The sequence below is a fragment of the Cellulomonas sp. ACRRI genome (assembly GCF_022346185.1).
Classification (GTDB): domain Bacteria; phylum Actinomycetota; class Actinomycetes; order Actinomycetales; family Cellulomonadaceae; genus Cellulomonas.
Map to the genome: position 1 here is coordinate 1 of NZ_JAKRMS010000063.1, position 24,232 is coordinate 24,232.

Below are 24,232 nucleotides of genomic sequence, written 5' to 3' on the forward strand. Positions count from 1 at the left end.
GGTGCCACGGGGTCGGGCGCCGGGTCCTCGCGGCGGGGTGCACGGGCGCGCAGCACGAGGGTGCCCGCGGCCTTGTCGTGCCAGCCACGCTGCTCCGGGCCCTCGTCCCAGGCGCCCGAGCCCGCGACGACGTAGACGCCGACGCCCCCGAGCAGGACGCCCAGCGCCTGGACCACGCTCCGCACCAGCACCGCCCACAGACCCGGCGCGCGGCCGGTGCGGGCGGACACGGTGCGGGTGCCGAGCAGGGCGCCGCCGACGGTGCGGCCCCCGAACGCCTCGGCGAACCACTGGCCCGCGGCGAGCAGCAGCAGGAGCAGGCCGGGCACCAGGAGCGCGCCGACCGAGCCGTCGGAGCGCAGCGCGGGCAGCACCGCGAGCAGACCCGCGCTGCCGACGAGCACGGCCAGCGCCTGGTCGACCAGCAGGGCGACGAGCCGGCGCCACACCGGCGCGACGGCGTCGTCCACGTCGGCGCCCAGCGACCAGCCCGGCGCCGCGGCCGCCCCCCGTCCCGGCCCGGGCGGCTCCGCCCGCAGCGACTCGCCCGCGCGTGCCGGTGCGGACGGCTCCCTGCGCACGGCGCCCACGGTGGGCGCGCTCGCGCTCGCCGCCGCACCCGGCGCGCTCACCGCCGGCACCCGCGCACCGCACGCGCCGCAGAACGCCGCGCCCGGCTCCAGCACCGCGCCGCACACGGCGCAGACCCCGGCCGCGCCCGCCCCGGCGTCCCCCGCCGTGGTCGGCGTGCTCATCCCGCTCCCCCCGAAGCCGTCAGCGGGTCAGGACGCCCGGTCGACCAGGGCGTCCGCGAACGACACGAACGAGTCCTTCACGGGCCCGTCCGGCAGCGGCGCGAGCAGGTCGACGGCCTCGGACACGAGCGCGGTGGCCCGCTCCCGGGTCTCTCGGACCACGTCGTGCGCACGCAGGTCGGCGAGCACCTGGGCGAGCACGCCGTCGTCGGACAGGTCGCCGTCGAGCCGGGCGACGAGGTCGGCGTCGGCCGGGTCGGCGCCCGTCGCGGCGCGCTCCCGGAGCAGCAGCACCGGCATCGTCGGCACCTGCTCGCGCAGGTCGGTGCCGGGGGTCTTGCCGGAGACGTCGCCCTCGGAGGTGAGGTCGAGGACGTCGTCGGCGAGCTGGAAGGCCACGCCGATCCGCTCGCCGAACGCGGCGACGGTCTCGACGGCCTCGGGCGACGCCCCGCCGTACATGGCGCCGAGCCGCGCGGACGTGGCGATGAGCGAGGCGGTCTTGTCGGCGAGCACGTGCAGGTAGTGCTGCACGGCGTCGTCGTCCGCGCCGGGGCCGGTGGACTCGTGCAGCTGGCCCAGGCAGAGCCGCTCGAACGTGCCGGCCTGGATGATGACGGCCTCGGGGCCGAGGTGCGCGACGGTGCGGGACGCGCGGGCGAACAGCAGGTCCCCGACCAGGATCGCGACGTTGTTGCCCCAGACCTCGTGGGCGGCGGGTGCACCCCGGCGCAGCGGCGCGGAGTCCATGACGTCGTCGTGGTACAGCGAGGCGAGGTGGGTCAGCTCGACCACGACGGCGGCGTCCAGGACCTCGTCCGCGGCCGCGGTGGCGCCGAGCTCGGCGGCCAGCAGCGTCAGCAGCGGGCGCAGGCGCTTGCCCCCGGCGTTCGCCAGGTGGTGCGCCGCGTCGTCCACGAGCGGGTCGGCGTACGCGACGGCGGTCCGCAGGCGCTCCTCGACCAGGTCGAGTCGTCCCGCGATGCGCTCGGCGAGCGCGGGATCGGCGAGCGGCAGGGTGGTCGGGGAAGTCACGGGACGAACCTATCTGGCCGGGCGGGCCGGGGCAGAACCGACGCGGCCGTGCGCCCGGCCACGCAGGTGGTCGGGCGCACGGCCGCGTGCGGTCGAGGACGGTCAGGGCAGGAGCTGGGCGACGCCCGCGACGGCGTCCAGGACCGGCCCCGGCAGCACGCCGAGCAGCACGGTCAGCACGGCGCAGGCGCCGATGGCGACGACGGCGAAGCCCTGCGAGGCGACGACGACGGCGCCCGGGCGGGCCTCGTCGTCAGCGTCGTCGCGCGGGCCGCCGTGCGGGCTGGTGAAGAACATCAGCACGATGATCCGCACGTAGAAGAACGCGGCGGCGGCCGAGGCCAGGACGCCGACGACCGCGAGCGGCCAGGCGCCGCCCTCGACGGCCGCGGAGAACACCGCGAACTTGCCGGTGAAGCCGGCCGTCAGCGGGATGCCCGCGAACGACAGCAGGAACAGCGCGAACGTGGTGGCGAGCACCGGGTTGGTCCGGCCGAGGCCGGCCCACTGGGACAGGTGCGTGGCCTCGCCGAGGATCGGGCCCTCGGCCTCGACCGGCGGCTCCTCGCCGTCGGCCCCGGCGACCGCGGGCCGGTCGACGCCGTCCCCGGCCCCCGCTCCCGCCCCGGCGCCGGTCCCGACGACGTCCGCCGTCGAGCCGGCCGACGCGCCCGCGCGCGCCGACGACCCCGCGGCCGCCAGCGCCGGCACCCGCGCACCTGCCGCGCCGGCCGCACCGGCCGCGCCCACCGCGCCGGCCGCACCCGACCGCACCGCCCCGCGCTCCCGCACGAGCGACACGATCCCGAACGCCCCCACCGTCGCCGCGCCGTACGCGAGGAGGTAGAACAGCACGGCCGTGATCCCGGACTGCACGAGCGCGACCACGCCGGTGAGCACGAAGCCCGCGTGCGCGATCGACGAGTACGCGAGCACCCGCTTGACGTCGGTCTGCACCAGCGCGACGACCGTGCCGACCGCCATGGTGGCGATCGCGACGGTCCACATCACCGGTTCCAGGTCCCAGCGCAGGTCGGGGACCACCGTGTAGAACACCCGGACCAGCGCGCCGAACGCGGCGACCTTGGTGCAGGCGGCCATGAACCCGGTGATCGGGGTGGGCGCGCCCTGGTAGACGTCCGGGGTCCAGGAGTGGAACGGCACCGCGCCGACCTTGAACAGCAGGCCGGCGAGCACCAGCAGCGACCCGGCGAGCAGCAGCCCGTCCATGCCGGTCACGGTCCGGACCGCCTCGGCGATCTCGGCGTACCGCAGGGAGCCGGAGAACCCGTAGAGCAGGGCGATGCCGAACAGCAGCAGCGCGGACGCGAACGAGCCCAGCAGGAAGTACTTCATGGACGCCTCCTGGCTGAGCAGGCGGCGCCGCCGGGACAGCCCGGTCAGCAGGTACAGCGGCAGCGACAGCACCTCGAGCGCCACGAACAGCGTCAGCAGGTCGCCCGTCGCCGGGAAGATCAGCATGCCGCCGGTCGCGAACAGCACAAGCGGGTAGACCTCGGTCTGCTCCAGGCCGGCGGCGCGCGCCGCCTCCTCGTAGCCGGACCCGGGCACCGCGGCGCCCTGCGGGGCGAACGCGTCCTCGCCCGTGGCCGTGCGGTCGGCGATCACGAGCACGGCCAGCAGCGCCAGCACGGCGGTGATGGCCCAGAGCACGAGCGTCGGGCCGTCGACGAGCAGCGACCCGCCGAGCACCTCCGTGCCGCCGGTGTCGGCGACGCCGTTCCAGAGCGCGGCGACCGCGACGACGGCGGCCGCGAGCGCGACCAGGGTCAGCGTCAGCTGGACGACGCGGCGCACGCGGCGGGGCACGAGCGCCTCGACGAGGACGCCGACCACGGCGGCGCCGAGGACGATGAGCACCGGCGCGAGCTGGGCCCACGCGATGTCGGGCACGGTGAAGCTCACTGCTCGCTCCCCTCGGAGTCGCCGTCGACGGCGATCGGCATCTCGACCGCGGGCGGCTCGCCGCCCACGTGCTCGATGGTCTGCGCGGCGGGCTCGTCGACCAGGCGCAGCGCGGGCGCCGGGTAGAAGCCGAGCACCAGCATGATCGCGATGAGCGGGCCGACGACCCACCGCTCACGACCGCCGATGTCCCGGGTGCCGGCGAGGTCGCCGCGCACCGGGCCCGTGAACAGGCGCTGGTAGGTCCACAGGACGTAGACCGCGGCGAGCACCACGCCGAGGGTCGCGACCACCGCGGCGGCGCGGTTGGTGCCGAACGACCCGACCAGGACCAGGAACTCGGACACGAAGGTCGACAGGCCGGGCAGCGAGAGCGCGGACAGGCCGGTCACCAGGAACACGCCGGCGAGCACCGGGGTGACCTTCTGCAGGCCGCCGAAGTCCTCGATGCGGGCGGAGCCGCGGCGGGCCGCGAGGAACCCGACCAGCAGGAACAGCGCGCCGGTGGAGAGCCCGTGGTTGACCATGTAGAACGACGAGCCGGCGACCGAGGTCGACGTGAAGGCGAAGATGCCGAGCACGATGAACCCGAAGTGCGAGACCGAGGTGTACGCCACGAGCCGGAACAGGTCCTGCTGCCCGATGGCGAGCAGCGCCCCGTAGAGGATCGACACGACGGCGAGCGCGATGATCACCGGCGCCGCCCAGCGGGACGCCTCGGGGAACAGCGGCAGGCAGAGCGTGAGCATCCCGAAGGTGCCGACCTTGTCGAGCACGCCGACCAGCAGCGTCGAGGTCCCGGCGGGCGCCTGCTCGGCGGCGTCGGGCAGCCAGGTGTGCACCGGGAACATCGGGGCCTTGATCGCGAACGCGACGAAGAACGCGAGGAACAGCCAGCGCTCGGTCCCCACCGGCAGGTCGAGCCCGGTGAGGTTGTCGGTGAGGAAGCCCTGGGGGCCGCCGGGACCCTGCAGGTAGAGGGCGATGACGCCGGCCAGCATGATGAGCCCGCCCGCGAGCGAGAACAGCAGGAACTTCACGGCCGCGTACCGCCGCTGCGGGCCGCCGAACGCGCCGATCATGAAGTAGACCGGAATCAGCATGGCCTCGAACAGCACGTAGAACAGGAACACGTCCCGGGCGGCGAACACCGCGACCATGAACGCGGTCAGCACCAGGACGAGCGCCAGGTAGTGCCGCAGCCGCTCGGTCGGCAGCGCGCCGGAGCCCTGCTCCCGCCAGGCGGCGAGGATCACGACCGGCACGAGCACGACCGACAGCAGCACCAGCGCGAGGCCGACGCCGTCGACGCCGACCGCGTACGAGACGCCGAGCTGGGAGATCCAGGCGTGGGTCTCGGACAGCTGGTGCACCCGGGCGGCGCCCGTGTCGAACGCGAGCAGCGCGCCGACGCCGAGGGCGACCTCGACGAGCGAGACGCCGAGGGCGATCTGCCGGGTGTACCGCCGGGGGCCGGCGGTGATCGCCTCGGCGTCGACCGGGCCCGCGGCGCGCGACCCCCGCGGCAGCAGCCACAGGACGAGCGCGCCGACGAGCGGCCACACGATGAGGAGGGTCAGCCACGGCACGTCCGTGGTGGCGACGGAGGACGACATCGACTTCCCCTCAGATCCGAGGTGCCAGGACGACGACGGCCAGCACGACGAGGCCGAGCAGCATCGTGGCGGCGTACTGGCGGGCGTAGCCCGTCTGCAGCCTGCGCACGAGCTCCCCGATCCCGACCGTGAGGCGGCCGAGCCCGGTGAACGTCCCGTCGACGGCGGTGCGGTCGCCGTAGACGAGCGAGCGGGTCAGGTGGCGGCCGGGCTCGACCAGCACGGCGTCGTTGACGGCGTCCTGGTAGAGGTCGACCCGGGCCGCGCGGGTCAGCGCGGACCCCTCCGGCGCCGTCTCCGGCACCGGCAGCGAGGCGTACTGCCGCCACGCGAGGACGAGGCCGACCGCGACGGCCAGCAGCGTGACGACCTGGATGACCACGACCGGCAGCACCGGCTCGTGGTGCTCGACGTGCCCCGTGACCGGCTCGAGCCAGGTGGTGAAGCCGCCGCCGAGCTGGAGCACGAAGCCCAGGCCGACCGAGCCGATCGCGAGCACGACCATCGGGATGGTCATGAGCGCGGGCGACTCGTGCGGGTGCGGCTCGTGGCCGTCCGCGTCCTTCGTCCAGCGCTTCGTCCCGTGGAAGGTCATGAAGAACAGCCGCGACATGTAGAACGCGGTGATCCCGGCGCCGATCAGCGCGACCGCGCCGAACAGCCAGGCCCGCCACTCGCCGGCGCCCTCGGGCACCACGAACGCGGACTCGATGATCTTGTCCTTCGACCAGAAGCCGGAGAACGGCGGGACGCCGAGGATCGCCAGCCAGCCGAGGCCGAACGTCACCCAGGTGATCACCATGTACCTGCGCAGCCCGCCGAACCGGCGCATGTCGGTCTGGTCGTCCATGCCGTGCATGACGGACCCGGCGCCGAGGAACATCCCGGCCTTGAAGAAGCCGTGGGTCACGAGGTGGAAGATCGCGAACGCGTACCCGACCGGGCCGAGGCCCGCGGCGAGCACCATGTAGCCGATCTGGGACATCGTCGACGCGGCGAGCGCCTTCTTGATGTCGTCCTTCGCGCAGCCCACGACCGCCCCGAACACCAGGGTGATCGCGCCGACGATCGTCACGACGAGCTGCGCGGTGGGCGCGCCCTCGAACACCGGCGCGGACCGGACGATCAGGTAGACGCCGGCGGTGACCATCGTCGCCGCGTGGATGAGCGCGGAGACGGGGGTCGGGCCGGCCATCGCGTCGCCGAGCCAGGACTGCAGCGGGAACTGCGCCGACTTGCCGCAGGCCGCCAGGAGCAGCATGAGGCCCGTCGCGGTGAGCGTGGCGGTGGACGCGAGCCCGCCGTCGATGCCGGCGGAGACCGACGCGAAGTCCACCGAGCCGAACGTCGCGAACATGAGCATGAGCGCGACCAGCAGGCCGAGGTCGCCGATCCGGTTGGCGACGAACGCCTTCTTCGCGGCGACCGCGTACGGGGTGTGGTGGTTCCAGAACCCGATGAGCAGGTACGACGCCAGGCCGACGCCCTCCCAGCCGACGAACAGCAGCAGGTAGGAGTCCGCGAGCACCAGGATCAGCATCGCCGCGATGAACAGGTTCAGGTAGGCGAAGAACCGGCGCCGCGCGGCGTCGTGCGCCATGTACGCGACCGAGTAGAGGTGGATCAGCGAGCCGACGAACGTGACCAGCAGGACGAAGGTGAGCGACAGCGGGTCGACCAGCAGCCCGGCCGACAGGTCGAACCGGCCCGCGGAGATCCAGTCGAACAGGTGCACGTCGATCGAGCGGTCGTCCGCGGGCCGGCCGAGCAGCTCGACCAGCAGCAGCGCGCCGACGACGAACGCCGCGGTCGACGCCAGCAGGCCGAGCCAGTGGCCCCAGCGGTCGGAGCGCCGCCCGAGCAGCAGCAGCACCGCCGCGCTCGCCAGCGGCACCGCCACCAGCAGCGGGGCGAGGGAGTTCACGTCCACAGTCCCCTCAGCTCTTCAGCAGGTTGATGTCGTCGACGGAGGCCGACTTCCGGGTGCGGAAGATCGACACGATGATCGCCAGCCCGACGACCACCTCCGCGGCGGCCACGACCATGACGAAGAACGCCATGACCTGACCGGTCAGGTCGCCGTGCAGCCGGGAGAACGTCACCAGCGCGAGATTGGTCGCGTTGAGCATGAGCTCCACGCCCATGAACACGATGATCGCGTTGCGGCGCAGCAGCACCGTCGCGGCGCCGATCGAGAACAGGATCCCGGACAGCACCAGGTAGTTCGTGAGGGTCACCGCTCGGTCTCCGTCCGGGTCGAGCCGCCGCCGAGGTCGATGTCGGCCGTCGGGCCGGTCGTGGTCCCGGGCGGTGCCGCGGCGGGCCGCGGGTCGTCCTCGACGGTTCCGAGGGCCGCGTCGACCTCCCCGTCCGTCACGGCCGTGCCGCGCTCGGCGAGCACGGCCGTGACCGCGCGGCGGTAGGTGTCCGCGCGGTACTCGGCGGTGCCGGCCTCCTGGCCGCGGATCCGCAGCACGCGGGGCACGGACTCGTCGATCGGGTTCCCGTCGGGGTCGAGCGCGGGCACGTCCATCGCGTTGTGCCGCGCGTACACGCCGGGGGCGGGCAGCGGGGTGAGCCGGGCGCCGGCGGCCACGCGGGCCGCGGCGCGCTCGGGCTGCTTGACCAGCGGCTTGAGGCGCTGCCGGTGGGTGAGCACGAGGGCGCCCAGCGCGGCGGTCACCAGCAGGGCGCCGACGACCTCGAGGCCGAACACGTGCTGGCCGAAGATGATCCGCGCGACGCCGGTCGGGTTGCCGGGCGCGTTCGCCTCGGCGAGGCCGACGGCGTCCGGGTAGGTGGCCCGGCCGACGACGCCGACCAGCACCACGCCCAGGCCGAGCGCGGCGAGCCAGCCGACCCAGCGCTGGCCCTTGAGCGTCTCGACGAGCGAGTCGGACGCGTCCACGCCGACCAGCATGAGCACGAACAGGAACAGCATCATGACGGCGCCGGTGTAGACGACCACCTGGACGACGCCGAGGAACGGCGCCTCCTGGGCGACGTACAGGAACGCGAGCGAGATCATCACGGTGATGACGCACAGCGCGGCGTGCACCGCCTTGCGCGCGAACAGCAGGCCGGACGCGGCGAGCACCATGATCGGCGCCAGCACCCAGAACAGGACCGTCTCGGCGGTCGACGGGGTCATCGGGGCTCCCGTCCCACGGGGGCGGGCGCCTCGGCGGAGGCGGTCGCCGGCGCAGAGCCGACCCGGCGGCGCGCGGCCTCCAGCGTCGGGTCGTCGGGGCGCTGCTCGGCGACCCAGTCGACCTGCGCCGGCGTCGGGCCGGTGACCTCGCCGCGGTAGTACTCGGTGTCGGTCGTGCCCTCGACCATCGGGTGCGGGGCCGCGAGCATGCCCTCGGCCAGGGGCGCGAGCAGGTCCTGCTTCTCGTAGATCAGGCCCTCGCGGGTCGGGCCCGCCAGCTCGAAGTCGTTGGTCATGGTGAGCGCGCGCGTCGGGCAGGCCTCGATGCACAGGCCGCAGAAGATGCAGCGCAGGTAGTTGATCTGGTAGACGCTGCCGAACCGTTCCCCCGGCGACATCTGCTGCTCGGGGGTGTTGTCCGAGGCCTCGACGTAGATCGCGTCCGCGGGGCACGCCCACGCGCACAGCTCGCAGCCGATGCACTTCTCCAGCCCGTCCGGGTACCGGTTGAGCTGGTGCCGGCCGTGGAACCGCGGCTTCACGGGCGCCGTCTCGAACGGGTACTGCTCGGTGACGGTCCGGCTGAAGAAGTTCTTGATCGTCACGCCGAACCCGGCGGCGGGCGCGAGCGCGTCGGCGACCGGGCTCCGCTTGGGGATCAGCGACTCGTACGGGCGGACCGTGGCGGGCCGGGCGACCTCGCCACCACCCGCCTTCCGCTCGACAGACTTGTCCGGCGTATCAGCCACGCGGCACCTCCTGGGTGGGGGACTCGGGGGCGTCGCCGTCCGCGCCCTGGTCGGTCGCGGGTCCGCCGACGAGGGCGGGCGACGCGGGCGCGGCGTCGGCGGCGGCCGCACGCAGCCGCGCTCGCGGCGACGGCGGCAGGCTCTGGCCGGGCAGGGGCGGCACCGGGAAGCCGCCGGCGAAGGCGTCGAACGGCTCGTCCGACGGTGCGGCGGGCGCCGCGGCCTTCTTCTCCGGGATGAGGAACGACAGCGCGACGATCACGAGGATCGCGCCGCCGAGCCACGGCAGCATGGCCATGACGTCCGCACCGCCGAACTGGCGGACGCCCTGGACGACCGCGACGCAGACCAGCCAGACGAGCGCCGACGGGATCAGCACCTTCCAGCCGAACTTCATGAACTGGTCGTACCGGAACCGCAGCAGCGTGCCGCGGATCCACACGAACAGGAACATGAACAGCCAGACCTTGGCGACGAACCACAGCAGCGGCCACCAGCCGGTGTTGAGCACGCCGTCGCCGATCCAGGACAGCGGCCACGGGGCGCGCCAGCCGCCGAAGAACAACGTGGTCGCGACGGCCGAGACGTTGAGCATGTTGATGTACTCGGCCAGGAAGAACCAGGCGAACTTCATCGAGGAGTACTCGGTGGTGTAGCCGCCGACCAGCTCGCCCTCGGCCTCGGGGAGGTCGAACGGCAGCCGGTTGGTCTCGCCGACCATCGAGATGACGTAGATGACGAACGCCGGCGCGAGCGGGATCAGCCACCAGACCGTCGTCTGCGAGGCCACGATCTCGGAGGTCGACATCGACCCGGCCAGGATGAACACGCTGACCAGGGACAGGCCCATCGCGAGCTCGTACGAGATGACCTGCGCGGTGGACCGCACGGCGCCGAGCAGCGGGTAGGTCGAGTTGGACGACCAGCCGCCGAGGACGATGCCGTACACGCCGACCGAGGCGCAGGCGAGGATGTAGAGCACCGCGACCGGGAAGTCGGTGAGCTGCAGCGGGGTGACCACGCCGAAGATCGACACCTCGGGGCCGAACGGGATGACCGCCATGGTGAGCAGCGAGCAGAACACGGCGATGAACGGCGCCACCAGGTAGACCAGCTTGTCGGCCGCCTTGACGGTGACGTCCTCCTTGAGCAGCAGCTTCATCGCGTCGGCGAGCGACTGGAACAGGCCGAACGGGCCGTGCACGTTCGGGCCGGGACGCAGCTGCATCCGGCCGACGACGCGGCGCTCGAACCAGATGGCGATGAGCACGCTCAGCAGCAGGAACACCAGGATGCCGACGGCCTTGAGCAGCCAGACCCAGAACACGTCCTGGCTGAAGTCGGCCGCGCCGCCGTCCGCCGCGGCGGCGGGGAGCGCGGTGGGCAGCACGGCCGCGAGGGTCGCGGTCACGCGGTCACCTCCTCGTCGGTGGCGGTTCCGTCGGTCGGGCCGACGGGCTCGGCCGGCGCCGGCCCGACCCGGACCAGGTCGCCCGGAACCGCGCGGAGCGCGTCCCGGACCTGGCTCCCCGCCGAGGCGGTGGGCAGCCACACGACGTGGTCGGCCATGTCGGTGACGACCGCCGGGAGCGTGATCGACCCGGCGTCGGTGGCGACGGTCAGCGGCGCGCCGTCCAGCACCCCCGCCGCCTCCGCGGTCGCGGGCGACAGCCGGGCGACCGGGCGCTTGGCGGTGCCGGCGAGGAACGGCTCGCCGTCCTGCAGCCGGCCGGCGTCGAGCAGCTGGTGCCAGGACGCCAGGACGGCGTGCCCGGGGGCGACGGCGGGCGGCTCCGCGGCGGCGACGTCCGGGGCGGCGACGCGCGCGCCGTCCCACTCGCCGGTCAGCGGGTCGGCGTCCGCGTGCACCTCGGCGACGGTGCGCAGGCCGAGGGTCACGCCGAGCTCGTCGGCCAGCGCGTCGAGGACGCGGTGGTCCGGCATCGCGGTCGAGGTGAGCGCCTGCGGGAACGGCCGCACGCGGCCCTCCCAGGACACGTACGTGCCGGGGCGCTCCACGGGCGGGGCGACCGGCAGCACCACGTCGGCGAGCGCGGTGACCTCGGAGGCGCGGACCTCGAGGGAGACGACGAAGCCGGCCGCGGCCAGCGCCGCGCGGGCGGCGGCCGGGTCGGGCAGGTCGCGCACGTCCACGCCGCCGACCAGCAGGCCGCCGAGCGTGCCGTCCGCCGCGGCCGCGAGGATCGCGGCGGTGTCCCGGCCGGGCTCGGCGGGCAGGTGCTCGACGTCCCAGGCGGCGGCGACGTCGACGCGGGCCGCGGCGTCGGCGACCGGGCGGCCGCCGGGCAGCAGGGTCGGCAGCGCGCCGGCCTCCACGCCGCCGCGCTCCCCCGCACGGCGCGGGATCCACGCGACGCGGGCGCCCGTGCGGTCGGCCAGCCGGAGCACGGCGGACAGGGCGCCGGGCACGGCGGCCAGGCGCTCGCCCACCAGGACCAGCGCGCCCTCGCCGCCGAGCGCGGCCCCGAGGTCGGCGAGGTCGCCGGAGCCGACGGCGTCCAGCACCTCGGGCTCGGTGCCCGGGGCGGCGCGCAGCAGCGTGCCGTCCAGGCGCTCCAGCCCGCGGCTTGCCAGCGGCGCCACGGCGTGGACCTTGGTGCGGCCCGCGACGACGCCCTTGCGCAGCCGCAGGAACACGATCCCGGCCTCCTCCTCGGCCTCCAGGCCGGCGAGCAGGACGGTCGGCGCGGCCTCCAGGTCGCGGAACGTGACGCCCAGGCCGGTGCCGGCGACCGCGTGCCCGAGGAACGCGAGCTCCTCGTCCGAGTGCGGCCGGGCGCGCAGGTCGACGTCGTTGGTGCCGAGCACCACGCGGGCGAACTTGCCGTACGCGTAGGCGTCCTCGACGGTCAGCCGGCCGCCGGGGAGCACCCCGACGCCGCCCGCGGCGCGGGCCTGCTCCAGCCCGTGGGCCGCGACCTCGAGGGCCTCGGCCCAGGACGCGGGGTGCAGCTCGCCGCGGGTGCCGTCCTCGGCGCGGTCCCGCACCAGGGGCGTGGTGATCCGGTCGGCGGCGGACTGCCAGGTGAACGCGAACCGGTCCTTGTCGGTGATCCACTCCTCGTTGACCTCGGGGTCCTCCCCCGCGAGCCGGCGCAGCACGACGCCCCGCCGGTGGTCGACGCGGATCGCCGCGCCGGACGAGTCGTGCTCGGCGACGCCCGGCGTCGACACCAGGTCGAACGGGCGGGCGCGGAACCGGTAGGCGGCACCGGTCAGCGCGCCGACCGGGCAGATCTGGACGGTGTTGCCGGAGAAGTACGACGCGAACGGCGATCCAGATCGGTCGTCGTCCACTGTGGGCGCAGCCGGTCCGACGGGGATGTCGGCGCCGAGGAACACGCGGTCGTCGAACGCCAGCGTGCCGTCGGCCGCCCCGTCCTCGCCGTCGACCCCCGCGCCGGCGAAGCCCAGCACGTCGGCGTCGAACCGGCCGATCTGCTGCATCGCGCCGCGCTTCTGCAGGTCGATGAACGGGTCGCCGGCGATCTCCCGGGAGAACCGGGTGCACCGCTGGCAGAGGATGCACCGCTCGCGGTCGAGCAGGATCTCGGTCGAGACGGCGATCGGCTTGGGGAACGTCCGCTTGATGTCGACGAACCGGGTCTGGCTGCGGCCGTTCGACATCGCCTGGTTCTGCAGGGGGCACTCGCCGCCCTTGTCGCACACCGGGCAGTCCAGCGGGTGGTTGATGAGCAGCAGCTCCATCACGCCGTGCTGCGCCTTGTCCGCCTCGGCGGAGGTGCGCTGCGTGCGGACGTCCATGCCGGGCGTCGCGGTCAGCGTGCAGGAGGCCTGCGGCTTCGGCATCTTCGCGACCTTGCCGTCGCGGCCGGGGGCCCAGACCTCGACGAGGCACTGGCGGCAGGCGCCGGCCGGGGCCAGCAGCGGGTGGTCGCAGAACCGCGGGATCTGGATGCCGAGCTGCTCGGCGGCGCGGATGACCAGGGTGCCCTTCGGCACCGTGGTCTCGATGCCGTCGATGGTGAACGTGACCCCGTCCGGCTTCGGCTCGGGCGGCGGCGTCGCGCCCGACCCGGCGGGCTTCGATGCGGTGACGGTCATCAGTGGGCTCCCGCGAGCTGGCCGCTGCGGCGCGGCGTGTAGGGGAAGAGCGAGGCGCGCTCCGGCGGGAACAGCACGTCGGCGGGCGTGTGCGTGCCCGCCTCGAACTCCTCCCGGAAGTACTGGATCGCCGAGGTGATCGGGCTGGTCGCGCCGTCGCCCAGGGCGCAGAACGCCTTGCCGAGGATGTTGTCGCACAGGTCGAGCAGCAGGTCGATGTCGCCCGACGTGCCCTGGCCGGCCTCGAGGCGGCCGAGCACCTGCGCCAGCCAGAACGTGCCCTCGCGGCACGGGGTGCACTTGCCGCAGGACTCGTGCTTGTAGAACTGCGTCCACCGCGACACGGCCTTGACCACCGACACCGAGTCGTCGAACACCTGCAGCGCGCGGGTGCCGAGCATCGAGCCGGCGGCGCCGACCTCCTCGTAGGTGAGCGGGACGTCGAGGTGCTCCGCGGTGAAGATCGGCGTCGAGGACCCGCCCGGGGTCCAGAACTTCAGCTCGTGACCCTCACGGACCCCGCCCGCCATCTCCAGCAGCTCGCGCATCGTGATGCCGAGCGGCGCCTCGTACTGGCCGGGGTGCTTGACGTGCCCGGACAGCGAGAACAGGCCGTGGCCGGGCGACCGGTCGGTGCCCATCGTGCGGAACCAGTCCGAGCCGCCGACCACGATGCCGGGCACCGAGGCGATCGACTCGACGTTGTTCACGACCGTCGGGCGCGCGTACAGGCCCGCGACCGCGGGGAACGGCGGCTTGAGGCGCGGCTGGCCGCGGCGGCCCTCGAGCGAGTCGAGCAGCGCGGTCTCCTCGCCGCAGATGTACGCGCCGGCGCCGGCGTGCACCGTGACGTCCAGGTCGTAGCCGCTGCCCAGGATGTTCTTCCCGAGGTAGCCGGCCGCGTACGCCTGCTCGACCGCGTGCAGCAGCCGGCGGTAGACGTGCACGACCTCGCCGCGCAGGTAGATGAACGCGTGGTGGCAGCCGATCGCGTAGGACGTGATCGCCACGCCCTCGACCAGCACCTGCGGGTCCGCCAGCATCAGCGGGATGTCCTTGCAGGTGCCCGGCTCCGACTCGTCGGCGTTCACCACCAGGTAGCGCGGTCCGCCGTCCGGCGCGGGCAGGAAGCCCCACTTCATGCCGGTCGGGAAGCCGGCGCCGCCGCGGCCGCGCAGGCCGGAGTCCTTGACGGTGGTCACCACGTCGGCGGCGGCCGTCGTCAGCGCCTTCCGCAGCCCGCGGTAGCCGCCGCGGGACTCGTACGTGCGCAGGTCCCACGGGCGGTCGGCGTCCCAGCGGTCGCTGAGCACCGGCGTCAGGGTGGTCGCGTCGGCCATCACGACTCCTTCTCGCTGTCGGCGGGCTTGCTCGTGTCGTCGGCGCGGTGCTCGGCCTTCTCCTGGTCGGCGGACCGCTCCGGGGCGCCGGCCGCGGGCCGGTCGACGGAGGACTGCTCGCCCCCGGGCTGCGGCGCGGACGCCCCCGGTGCGGCGGTGCCGGCGGCCGGGGCGGCGGGCTCGGCCTGCTGCTCCTGGGCGGCGTCGCGCTGCGCGGCGTCGACCGACGGGGCGGTCCAGCCGTTCTCCCGCGCGAGCCGGAGCCCGCGGAGCGTCGGCTCGCCGGCCGCGACGCCCTCGTCCGCGAGGCCGTCCGGGAACCCGGCCAGCACGCGGGACACCTGCTTGAAGGTCTGCACGCGGGACGGCCCGCGGGTCGGCGCCACGGGCTCCCCCGCGATCAGCTTCCCGACCACCTCGGCAGCCGAGTCCGGCGTCTGGTTGTCGAAGAACTCCCAGTTGATCATCATGACCGGCGCGTAGTCGCAGGCCGCGTTGCACTCGATCCGCTCGAGCGTGATCCGGCCGTCGGCCGTCGTCTCGTCGTGGCCGATGCCGAGCCGGTCGGTGAGGTCCTCCCAGATCGCGTCGCCGCCCATGATCGCGCAGAGCGTGTTGGTGCAGACGCCCACCGTGTACTCGCCGTTGGGGCGGCGCTTGTACTGGGTGTAGAAGGTCGCGACCGCGGACACCTGGGCCGTGGACAGGTCGAGCGTGGCGGCGCAGAACGCGATGCCCGCCGGGCTCACGTAGCCGTCCTCGGACTGCACCAGGTGCAGCAGCGGAAGCAGGGCCGAGCGCGGGTCCGGGTACCGGGCGACGACCTGCGCCGCGTCGGCGGCGAGCCGCTCGCGGGTGGCGTCGTCGTACGTCGCGCGCGGGCGCCCCGTCCCGGGGATCCGCGGGTGGTCGATGGCGGTCATCAGCGGTCCACCCCTCCGAGCACCGGGTCGATGGAGGCGACGGAGCAGACGACGTCCGCCACCTGGCCGCCCTCGCAGAGCACCGAGACGGCCTGCAGGTTGTTGAACGACGGGTCGCGGAAGTGCGCCCGGTACGGCTTGGTGCCCCCGTCGGAGACGAGGTGCACGCCGAGCTCGCCGCGGGGGTGCTCGACGGTCTGCCACGCCTGGCCGGCGGGGACCCGGAAGCCCTCCGTCACCAGCTTGAAGTGGTGGATCAGGGCCTCCATCGAGGTGCCCATGATCTCCCGGATGTGGTCGAGCGAGTTGCCCATGCCGTCGCTGCCGATGGCGAGCTGGGCGGGCCAGGCGATCTTCTTGTCCTCGACCATGACGGGCGTGCCGGCCGAGGCCTGCAGCCGCTCGACGACCTGCTCGACGATCCGCATCGACTGGTAGCACTCCTCGATGCGCAGGACCATCCGGTCCCAGCAGTCCGAGCCCTCGGAGACCGGGACGTCGAAGTCGTAGGTCTCGTAGCCGCAGTACGGGGCGGCCTTGCGGACGTCGTACGGCAGGCCGGTGGACCGGAGCATCGGGCCGGTGATGCCGAGCGCCATGCACCCGGCCAGGTTCAGCACGCCCACGTTCTGCAGCCGCCCCTTGAGGATCGGCTGGCCGAGCATGAGGTCCTCGAGCTGCGTGAGGTAGCGGCGCACGCCGACCAGCGCCTCGCGCACGGAGTCGAGTCCGCCCGGGGGGATGTCCTGCGCGACGCCGCCGGGGCGGATGTACGCGTGGTTCATCCGCAGGCCGGTGACCATCTCGAAGATCCGCAGGATCTCCTCGCGGGCGGTGAAGCCGATGGTCATGATCGTGGTGGCGCCGAGCTCGTTGCCACCGGTCGCCAGGCACACCAGGTGCGAGGAGATCCGGTTGAGCTCCATCATCAGCACCCGGATCTCGCTGGCGCGGACCGGGATGTCGTCGGTGATGCCGAGCAGCTTCTCCACCGCGAGGCAGTACGCGGCCTCCTGGAACAGCGGGGCGACGTAGTCCATGCGGGTGCAGAACGTCACGCCCTGGGTCCAGGTGCGGTACTCCATGTTCTTCTCGATGCCGGTGTGCAGGTAGCCGATGCCCGCGCGGGCCTCGGTCACCGTCTCGCCGTCGATCTCGAGCATGAGGCGGAGCACGCCGTGGGTGGACGGGTGCTGGGGGCCCATGTTGACGACGATGCGCTGCTCGCCGAGCCGGGCCGCCTCCTCGGCGATGTCGGACCAGTCGCCGCCGGTCGCCTCGAACGTGCGCAGGCCGACGGTCTCGTCGTCGACGAGGTGGCCGGTCGCCCTGGGGGTCGTCGTGCTCATCTCGGGGCCCCCGCGAGATCGGGAGCGCAGCGAGCGATGTCGTGGGGTGAGTTCACGAGTAGGTCCTCCGCTGGTCGGCCGGCGGGATGGTGGCGCCCTTGTACTCCACCGGGATCCCGCCGAGCGGGTAGTCCTTGCGCTGCGGGTGGCCGGGCCAGTCGTCCGGCATCTCGATCCGCGCCAGGTCGGTGCGGCCGGTGAAGACGATGCCGAAGAAGTCCCAGGTCTCGCGCTCGTGCCAGTCGTTGGCCGGGTACACCCCGACGGTGCTGGGGATGGTCGGGTCGCCCTCGGGTGCGGCGACCTCGAGCCGGAGCCGGCGCCCGTGCGTGACGGACACCAGGTGGTAGACGGCGTGCAGCTCGCGGCCGGTGTCGTGCGGGTAGTGCACGCCGCTGACGCCGAGCGACAGCTCGAACCGCAGGTCCTGGTCGTCGCGCAGGTGCCGCGCGACCTCGACCACGTGCTCCCGGGCGATGTTCAGCGTGAGCTCGCCGCGGTCGACGACCACGGACTCCAGCGCCGCGGCGGCACCGGTCCCGGAGGCGTCCAGCAGCTCGGTGAGCACGTCCACGACCTCGTCGAACCAGCCGCCGTACGGCCGCTCGCTCGGTCCGGGCAGCACCACGGTCTGCACGAGGCCGCCGAACCCGGAGGTGTCGCCGGACCCGTGCACGCCGAACATGCCGTGCCGGGTCTCGACGACCTCGAGCGGCAGCGTCCGGTCCGCGGGCACGTGCTGCGCGCCCGCCTCCAGGGCGGCCTCGCTGGTGCGCTGCGCGCCCGGGTCGGCGGACCCGGCGGTCCCGGCCTTGGCGGCCTCGGCGGCGTCCTTCTTCTCGTCGCTCATCGCAGCAGCCCCGTCATGTGGGAGGTCGGCTCGGCGCGCAGCGCGGCCGCCTCGACCTCGCGGGCGATGTCCGCGCGGTTCTTGCCGAGCGGCTCGGCCTTGATCTGCTCGTGCAGCTCGAGGATCGCGTTGATCAGCATCTCCGGCCGCGGCGGGCAGCCGGGCAGGTAGATGTCCACCGGCACGACGTGGTCGACGCCCTGGACGATCGCGTAGTTGTTGAACATGCCGCCGCTGCTGGCGCACACGCCCATCGACAGCACCCACTTGGGCTCGGCCATCTGGTCGTAGACCTGCCGCACCACGGGCGCCATCTTCTGGCTGACCCGGCCGGCCACGATCATGAGGTCGGACTGGCGCGGGGAGGCGCGGAACACCTCCATGCCGAACCGGGAGATGTCGAACCGGGAACCGCCGGTCGCCATCATCTCGATCGCGCAGCACGCCAGGCCGAACGTCACCGGCCACAGCGAGGCCTTCCGGACCAGGCCGGCGAGCGTCTCGACCGACGTCAGCAGGAAGCCGCTGGGAGCCTCTTCGATACCCATCTCAGTCCTCGTCCCACTCGAGACCGCCGCGCCGCCACTCGTAGAGGAACGGCACGGTGATCAGCGCGAGGAACCCCACCATCGCCACGAGCCCGAAGACGGCCAGCTCACCGAAGCTGACGGCCCACGGGTAGAGGAACACGACCTCGATGTCGAAGATGATGAAGGTCATCGCGACCAGGTAGTACTTCACCGGGAACCGGCCGCCGCCGACGGCGTGCGGGGTCGGCTGGATGCCGCACTCGTAGGCCTCGAGCTTGGCGCGGTTGTAGCGCTTGGGGCCGATCACGGCGCTGGCGGCGAGGCCGCCGACCGCGAGGACGGCGGCCACCCCCATCATGACGAGGAGGGGGACGTACGGGTTGGTCATCGGTGCTCTCCCGTTGGGGGGTGGAGTGCTTCCGTGGGGCTGCGGAGCGGGTGCTGCCGGCGGGCGAGGCCGGCGCGTCCCGTCAGGGCGGCCCGGTGCGGGCGGCGGCCGTCACGAGGCCGGCGCCAGACGCGCGAGGGCGGCGATGGTCCGGTCGGCCCAGTCGCCGCCGTGCGGCTCGTAGCAGTCCGCGAGCAGCTTGTGCGTGAGCTTCATGACCAGCGGGCGGGGCAGGCCGTACCGCGTGCAGGCCCGCATGATCTCGGGTCGCTCGATCAGCTTCACGAACACCCGGCCGAGCGTGTAGTACCCGCCCAGGTCGTCCTTCATCCGCGCGCCGTAGGTGGCGAGCGCGCGCTCCCGTCCGGCGGCGGTGCCCCGGGCGGCGGCCTGGACGATCGCGTCCGCGGCGACCCGGCCGGCCTGCAGCGCGTAGGCGATGCCCTCGCCGTTGAACGGGCTGATCATCCCGGCCGCGTCGCCGACGAGCATGAGGCCGCGGCCGTACAGCGGGCCGCGGTTGAAGCCCATCGGCAGCGCGGCGCCGCGCACCGGGCCGAGCTGGTGCTCCGGGGTGAACTCCCACTCCGCGGGGGCGTTCGCCATCCACGTCGCGAACAGGTCCTTGTAGTCGACCTTGGTCGCGGCGGCGGTCGAGGACACCGAGCCGAGGCCGACGTTGGCGGTGCCGTCGCCGAGCGAGAAGATCCAGCCGTAGCCGGGCATGAGGTCCGACTCGCCGGGCTTGCCGTCCCAGAGCTCGAGGTGGCTCTCCATCCACGGGTCGTCGTGGCGGGGCGTCTCGAAGTAGGTCCGGACGGCGACGCCCATCGGCCGGTCCTGGCGCTTCTCCAGGCCGAGGCCGGTCGCGAGCCGGGCGGACACGCCGTCGGCGGCGATCACGACGGGGGCGCGGTACTCGACCGGGTCCCCCGCGCGGCGGCCGTCGGCGTCGACCGGGCGGGCCTGGACGCCGACCACGCGACCGGTGCGCTCGTCGACGAGCGGGCCCGTGACGTTGGTCCGCTCCTGCACCTTGGCGCCGGCGGCGCGGGCGTGCTCGAGTAGCAGGTGGTCGAGCGAGGTGCGGGCGCGGGCCAGGCCGTACGACGGGTAGGAGGACAGCTCGGGCCAGGGCAGCTCGACCACGTGGCCGCCGCCCAGGACGCGCAGCCCGACGTTCCGGATCCAGCCGTCCTGCTCGCGCAGCGGCACGCCCATCCGGACCAGCTCGGCCACCGCGCGCGGCGTCAGGCCGTCGCCGCAGATCTTGTCCCGGGGGAAGCTCGCCTTGTCGAGCAGCAGGACCGACAGGCCCGCGGCGGCGCAGTGGTAGGCGGCGCTGGACCCACCCGGTCCGGCGCCGACGACGATGACGTCCGCGTCATCGCTCTTGCCACTGTGCACAGTTCGCCCCATTTGTGAATGCCTTCACACGTGTTGACAGGGCGAGTCTAGTGATCCGACCAACGATCTGTCTGCGAAGGTTTGCCTCAGTAGCGTCGCTGCTCCTGACCAGGGGTTATCCGGGACTTTCGTCCCATCATTCCGTGCTAATTGATCCCAGGATTCGTGGCGCGGTGCAGGGCGACGATGCCGCCGGACAGATTCCGGTACCCGACCGAGCCCCAGCCCGCCTCCTTCAGCAGCTTCGCCAGGCCCAGCTGGTCCGGCCAGTCCTGGATCGACTCGGCCAGGTAGTCGTACGCCGCCGTCTCCCGCGCGACGACCTTCGCCACCGCCGGCAGCGCCTTCACGAGGTAGCCCGAGTACACCGTGCGGAACGGCGCCCAGGTCGGCGTCGAGAACTCGCACACCACCAGCCGGCCGCCCGGCTTCGTCACGCGGCGCATCTCCTCCAGCGCGCCGACCGTGTCCACCACGTTCCGCAGCCCGAACGAGATCGTCACGGCGTCGAACACCCCGTCCGCGAACGGCAGCGCCGTCGCGTCGCCCGCGGTGAACGGCAGGTCGGGGCGGCGCCGCTTGCCGACCGTGAGCATCCCCGTCGACAGGTCGCACGGGACGACCTTCACGCCGGCGTCCGCCAGCGGCTCGCTCGAGGTGCCGGTGCCCGCGGCCAGGTCGAGGACGGTCTCGCCCGGCAGCGCGTCGAGCGCCTTCAGGGTGGCCTTGCGCCACATCCGGTCCTGGCCGAGCGACAGCACGTCGTTGGTCAGGTCGTAGCGGCGGGCGACGCCGTCGAACATCGTGGCGACGTCGTGCGGGTCCTTGTCGAGCGAGGCGCGGGGCATGGGGCCCATCGTGTCAGGTCGCGCGCGGTGGTCGCGCGCGGGCGCCCGCCGCGCGGTCGTACCCTGGTCCGCGATGACCAGCCCCCTCGACGACCGCCAGGCCGCGGCGTCCTCGCACCCCGAGCCGCTCGTGGTGCGCACCGTCCGGATCGACGCCCCGGACGACCTGCTCTCCCTGCTCCCCGCGGACGCCCCGCTCACCTGGGTGCGCCGGGGCGACGGCCTCGTCGGCTGGGGAGAGGCCGCGCGGGTCGAGGTCGCGGGCCGGGACCGGTTCGCCGAGGCGGAGCGCTGGTGGCAGGACCTGGTCCGGCACGCCGTGGTCCGGGACGAGGTCGGGCTGCCCGGCACCGGGCCGGTCGCGTTCGGCTCGTTCGCGTTCGACGACCTGTCCGCCGCGGGCGGCGCCCTGGTGGTGCCGCGGGTGGTCGTCGGCCGCCGCGACGGGCAGGCGTGGCTCACGGTCGTCGAGACCGCCGGCACGCTCGGCGCGGCCCCGGACTGGTCGCTGGTCGCCCGGCACGTCGCCGGCCTGACCCCGGTCCGCGCCCCCGGCGCCGTGACCTACGCCTCCGGCGCCGTCGCGGCCGAGGACTGGCCGGGCGTGGTCGCCCGCGGCGTCGCCGCCATCCGGGCCGGCGAGCTCGACAAGGTCGTGCTCGCCCGGGACGAGGTCGCCACGACCACCGAGCCGCTCGACGTCCGGCACGCCCTCGGCCGGCTCGCCGAGCGCTACCCGACCTGCTGGACGTTCTCCGTCGACGGGCTCATCGGCGCGACGCCCGAGCTGCTGGTCCGCTCGGACAAGGGCCTGGTGACGTCGCGCGTGCTCGCCGGCACGATCCGCCGGACCGGCGACGACGACGCCGACCTGGCGCGCGCCGCGATCCTCGCGCACTCGTCCAAGGACCTCGAGGAGCACGAGTACGCGGTGTCCTCGGTCGCGCAGGCGCTCGCGCCGTTCTGCTCGTCGACCAACGTGCCCGACGTCCCGTTCGTGCTGCACCTGCCGAACGTGCTGCACCTGGCGTCCGACGTCACCGCGGTGCTGCGCGGGACCGGGGCGGACGCCGACGGCGGCCCGCACCCCACGTCGCTCGCCCTCGCGGCCGCGCTGCACCCCACCGCCGCCGTCTGCGGCACGCCCACCGAGGCCGCCCGCGACCTGATCCGGGCGATCGAGGGCATGGACCGCGCCCGGTACGCCGGCCCCGTCGGCTGGGTCGGTGCGGACGGCGACGGCGAGTGGGGCATCGGCCTGCGCTCCGCGGAGCTCGACCCCGCCGACCCGCACCGGCTGCGGCTGTTCGCGGGCTGCGGCATCGTCGCGGCCTCTGACCCGGCCGCGGAGCTGGCGGAGTCCCGCGCGAAGCTGGTCCCGATGCGCACGGCGCTCGCCGCGGACTGACCCGGCGCGCGCCCGCTCCTCCTCGCCGAGATAGGGCCTCCGCGCCGAGGTAGGACCCTGGACGGTCCTCTCTCGGGTGGGCGGTCCTATCTCGGCGACGGGCGCGCGCCGGCGACGGGTGCGCGCGGGACGGCCCCCGCGGGCGCCAGGGGGTGCGCGCCGCGGGGGCCGTCGGTCGGGGTGGCGAGGTGCGGGCTCACCACCCCCGAGGCCGCCGGGCGGGGCAGGGGATATCCCGCCCGGGGGCCGTCCTGGAGGGCTCGGTCAGTTCTGACCGCCGCCCTGCTGCTGCTGGAACCACTGCCAGAGCTCGTCCGGCGTCATGTTCCGCGGGTCGGTGCTGCCCGAGCCGTCCGAGCCCGAGTCGCTCGACGCCGTCTCCTGCCGGACCGCCAGCGTGACGTCGACGTCCAGCGACGCGCCGTCGCGGACCAGCGTCAAGGTGACCTCGTCACCCGACGCGTGCGCCCGCACGTAGCCGGTCAGCGACTCGGCGCCGGCCACGGCCTTGCCGTCGATCGCCACGATCACGTCGCCCTCCTTGATGCCGGCGGTGGCGGCGGGCGAGCCCGACGTGACGCTCTGCACCTGGGCGCCGGCGCGGGTGACGCCGTCCGCGGTCGCGGTGTTGTCGGCGAGCCCGACGCCGAGGAACGCGTGCTCCGCGGTGCCGTCCTCGATCAGCTGCCCGGCGATCATGTCGGCCAGGTTGACCGGGATCGCGAAGCCGAGACCGATCGAGCCCGACTGGCTGGAGGTCGTCGCGATCGACGAGGTGATGCCGATGACCCGGCCCTGCGCGTCGAACAGCGGGCCGCCCGAGTTGCCGGGGTTCACGGCCGCGTCGATCTGGATGGCGTTGGTGACCACGGCCTCGTTGCTGCCGTCCTCGGTGGTGGACACCGGGCGGTCGAGCGCGGAGACGATGCCGGTGGTCACGGTGTTCGCCAGACCCAGCGGGTTGCCGACGGCCATGACGGGGTCGCCGACGGTCACCTCGGACGAGTCGCCGAGCGCGGCGGGCGTCAGGTCGTCCGGCGCGTCCGCGATCTTCACGACGGCCAGGTCGGTCGTCGGGTCGGTGCCGACGACGTCGGCGGTGAAGATCCGGCCGTCGGTCAGCGTGACCTGCACCTTGTCGTCCTGGGCGCCGGACACCACGTGGTTGTTGGTGACGATGTGGCCCGCGTCGTCGACGATCACGCCGGAGCCCTGCGCCTCGCCGGATCCGGTGGTCACGGTGATCGCCACGACCGAGTCCTTGACGGCGGACGCGACGGCCTGCCAGTCCGGGTTCTCCTCGGAGGAGCCCGACACCGGGACGCTGTCGTTGCTGCTCCGGCCGATCGAGGCGATGCTCGCCGAGCGCGCCGAGCCGTCGGCGTCGAACGCGCCGGTCAGCGCGGCCGTGCCGAGGCTCGCGAGGACCGCGGCCGCGACGCCGACGCTCGCCACCGGGAGCCAGATCCGGTCGCGCGCGGTGCGGGTGCGGGTGGGCGCCCCGCCGGGCCCGCCGGGGGCGCCGTACGCGGCCGGGTACTCCGGGCCGCCGGTCGGGCCCTGGGGCCCGTGCGGGCCGCCGGGCCCGCCCTGGCCGCCGGCCGGGGTGCGGAAGGCGGCGAGCGGGTCGTGGCCCTGCTGCGGCGCGGGCCCGGGCTGCGCGGGGCCGTGCGGCGGCTGCGGCGCGGCGGCGTGCTGCTGCGGCGCGGCCGGCTGCTGCGGCGCGTACTGGCCGTAGCGCGGCTGCTGGCCGGGCTGCTGCCCGGCGGCCTGCTGCCCGCCCGGGTGCTGCGGCGCGCCGTGCGGGTACGGGGCCGGGTAGCCGCCGTGCTGGGGCGCGGCCGGGGCCGCCCCCGGCCGCGCCCCAGCAC

At 74.1% G+C, this 24,232-nt stretch carries 20 protein-coding genes; 1 reads left to right on the plus strand and 19 read right to left on the minus strand.

Annotation, left to right across the window (positions count from 1 at the left end; genetic code table 11):
- The 18 genes from MHY85_RS12255 to MHY85_RS12340 all read right to left on the minus strand — a co-directional run.
- On the minus strand, positions 1-755 hold a 755-nt coding region (locus MHY85_RS12255), incomplete at its 3' end, for an RDD family protein (protein ID WP_239196682.1).
- Between the two features lie 27 nt (positions 756-782).
- The gene (locus tag MHY85_RS12260; RefSeq protein WP_239196684.1) at positions 783-1,790 is read right to left on the minus strand and encodes a polyprenyl synthetase family protein; all 1,008 of its coding nucleotides are present in this window, start codon (positions 1,788-1,790) and stop codon (positions 783-785) included.
- Positions 1,791-1,892: 102 nt separating this feature from the next.
- Positions 1,893-3,716: an NADH-quinone oxidoreductase subunit NuoN gene (gene nuoN / locus MHY85_RS12265; protein ID WP_239196686.1), complete on the minus strand. Its 1,824-nt coding sequence runs from the start codon at positions 3,714-3,716 to the stop codon at positions 1,893-1,895.
- Complete coding sequence (locus MHY85_RS12270) at positions 3,713-5,332, minus strand: NADH-quinone oxidoreductase subunit M (protein ID WP_239196688.1); 1,620 nt, start codon at positions 5,330-5,332, stop codon at positions 3,713-3,715. Before MHY85_RS12270 ends, nuoN begins: the two co-directional genes overlap by 4 nt.
- 10 nt (positions 5,333-5,342) lie before the next feature.
- Positions 5,343-7,262, minus strand: a complete 1,920-nt coding sequence (nuoL, locus tag MHY85_RS12275) for an NADH-quinone oxidoreductase subunit L (protein WP_374233551.1) — start codon at positions 7,260-7,262, stop codon at positions 5,343-5,345.
- Positions 7,263-7,269: 7 nt separating this feature from the next.
- Complete coding sequence (nuoK, locus tag MHY85_RS12280) at positions 7,270-7,569, minus strand: NADH-quinone oxidoreductase subunit NuoK (RefSeq protein WP_147795399.1); 300 nt, start codon at positions 7,567-7,569, stop codon at positions 7,270-7,272.
- Positions 7,566-8,483 carry an NADH-quinone oxidoreductase subunit J gene (locus MHY85_RS12285; RefSeq protein WP_239196690.1) on the minus strand — a complete coding sequence of 306 codons (918 nt, stop codon included), beginning with the start codon at positions 8,481-8,483 and terminating at the stop codon, positions 7,566-7,568. Before MHY85_RS12285 ends, nuoK begins: the two co-directional genes overlap by 4 nt.
- A complete protein-coding gene (nuoI, locus tag MHY85_RS12290) occupies positions 8,480-9,232 on the minus strand; it encodes an NADH-quinone oxidoreductase subunit NuoI (protein ID WP_374233553.1) in 753 nt (250 codons plus the stop codon). Before nuoI ends, MHY85_RS12285 begins: the two co-directional genes overlap by 4 nt.
- Positions 9,225-10,643, minus strand: coding sequence for an NADH-quinone oxidoreductase subunit NuoH (nuoH, locus tag MHY85_RS12295; RefSeq protein ID WP_374233555.1), 1,419 nt, complete (start codon positions 10,641-10,643; stop codon positions 9,225-9,227). The genes nuoI and nuoH overlap by 8 nt, the downstream gene beginning before the upstream one ends.
- A complete protein-coding gene (locus MHY85_RS12300) occupies positions 10,640-13,318 on the minus strand; it encodes an NADH-quinone oxidoreductase subunit G (RefSeq protein ID WP_239196692.1) in 2,679 nt (892 codons plus the stop codon). The genes nuoH and MHY85_RS12300 overlap by 4 nt, the downstream gene beginning before the upstream one ends.
- On the minus strand, positions 13,318-14,658 hold the full coding sequence (nuoF, locus tag MHY85_RS12305; RefSeq protein WP_239196694.1) for an NADH-quinone oxidoreductase subunit NuoF: 1,341 nt from the start codon (positions 14,656-14,658) through the stop codon (positions 13,318-13,320). Before nuoF ends, MHY85_RS12300 begins: the two co-directional genes overlap by 1 nt.
- A complete protein-coding gene (nuoE, locus tag MHY85_RS12310) occupies positions 14,658-15,581 on the minus strand; it encodes an NADH-quinone oxidoreductase subunit NuoE (RefSeq protein WP_239196696.1) in 924 nt (307 codons plus the stop codon). The genes nuoF and nuoE overlap by 1 nt, the downstream gene beginning before the upstream one ends.
- Entirely contained in the window at positions 15,581-16,930 is a 1,350-nt protein-coding gene (locus MHY85_RS12315) for an NADH-quinone oxidoreductase subunit D (protein WP_147795393.1), read from the minus strand. The genes nuoE and MHY85_RS12315 overlap by 1 nt, the downstream gene beginning before the upstream one ends.
- A 52-nt stretch (positions 16,931-16,982) precedes the next feature.
- Positions 16,983-17,780: an NADH-quinone oxidoreductase subunit C gene (locus MHY85_RS12320; RefSeq protein ID WP_239196698.1), complete on the minus strand. Its 798-nt coding sequence runs from the start codon at positions 17,778-17,780 to the stop codon at positions 16,983-16,985.
- On the minus strand, positions 17,777-18,328 hold the full coding sequence (locus tag MHY85_RS12325) for an NADH-quinone oxidoreductase subunit B family protein (RefSeq protein WP_147795391.1): 552 nt from the start codon (positions 18,326-18,328) through the stop codon (positions 17,777-17,779). The genes MHY85_RS12320 and MHY85_RS12325 overlap by 4 nt, the downstream gene beginning before the upstream one ends.
- 1 nt (position 18,329) lies before the next feature.
- Positions 18,330-18,698, minus strand: coding sequence for an NADH-quinone oxidoreductase subunit A (locus MHY85_RS12330; RefSeq protein WP_147795390.1), 369 nt, complete (start codon positions 18,696-18,698; stop codon positions 18,330-18,332).
- Between the two features lie 111 nt (positions 18,699-18,809).
- The gene (locus MHY85_RS12335; protein ID WP_239196700.1) at positions 18,810-20,105 is read right to left on the minus strand and encodes a geranylgeranyl reductase family protein; all 1,296 of its coding nucleotides are present in this window, start codon (positions 20,103-20,105) and stop codon (positions 18,810-18,812) included.
- A gap of 146 nt (positions 20,106-20,251) precedes the next feature.
- Positions 20,252-20,953 carry a demethylmenaquinone methyltransferase gene (locus tag MHY85_RS12340; RefSeq protein WP_239196702.1) on the minus strand — a complete coding sequence of 234 codons (702 nt, stop codon included), beginning with the start codon at positions 20,951-20,953 and terminating at the stop codon, positions 20,252-20,254.
- Between the two features lie 73 nt (positions 20,954-21,026).
- Between MHY85_RS12340 and MHY85_RS12345 the strand changes: the two genes are divergently transcribed.
- Positions 21,027-22,361 (plus strand): isochorismate synthase MenF, encoded by a 1,335-nt coding sequence (locus tag MHY85_RS12345; protein ID WP_239196704.1) that lies wholly within the window; start codon positions 21,027-21,029, stop codon positions 22,359-22,361.
- Positions 22,362-22,625: 264 nt separating this feature from the next.
- On the opposite strand, the gene MHY85_RS12350 is transcribed toward MHY85_RS12345, so the two are convergent.
- The coding region (locus MHY85_RS12350) for a S1C family serine protease (protein ID WP_239196706.1) at positions 22,626-24,232 on the minus strand (1,607 nt) is incomplete at its 5' end.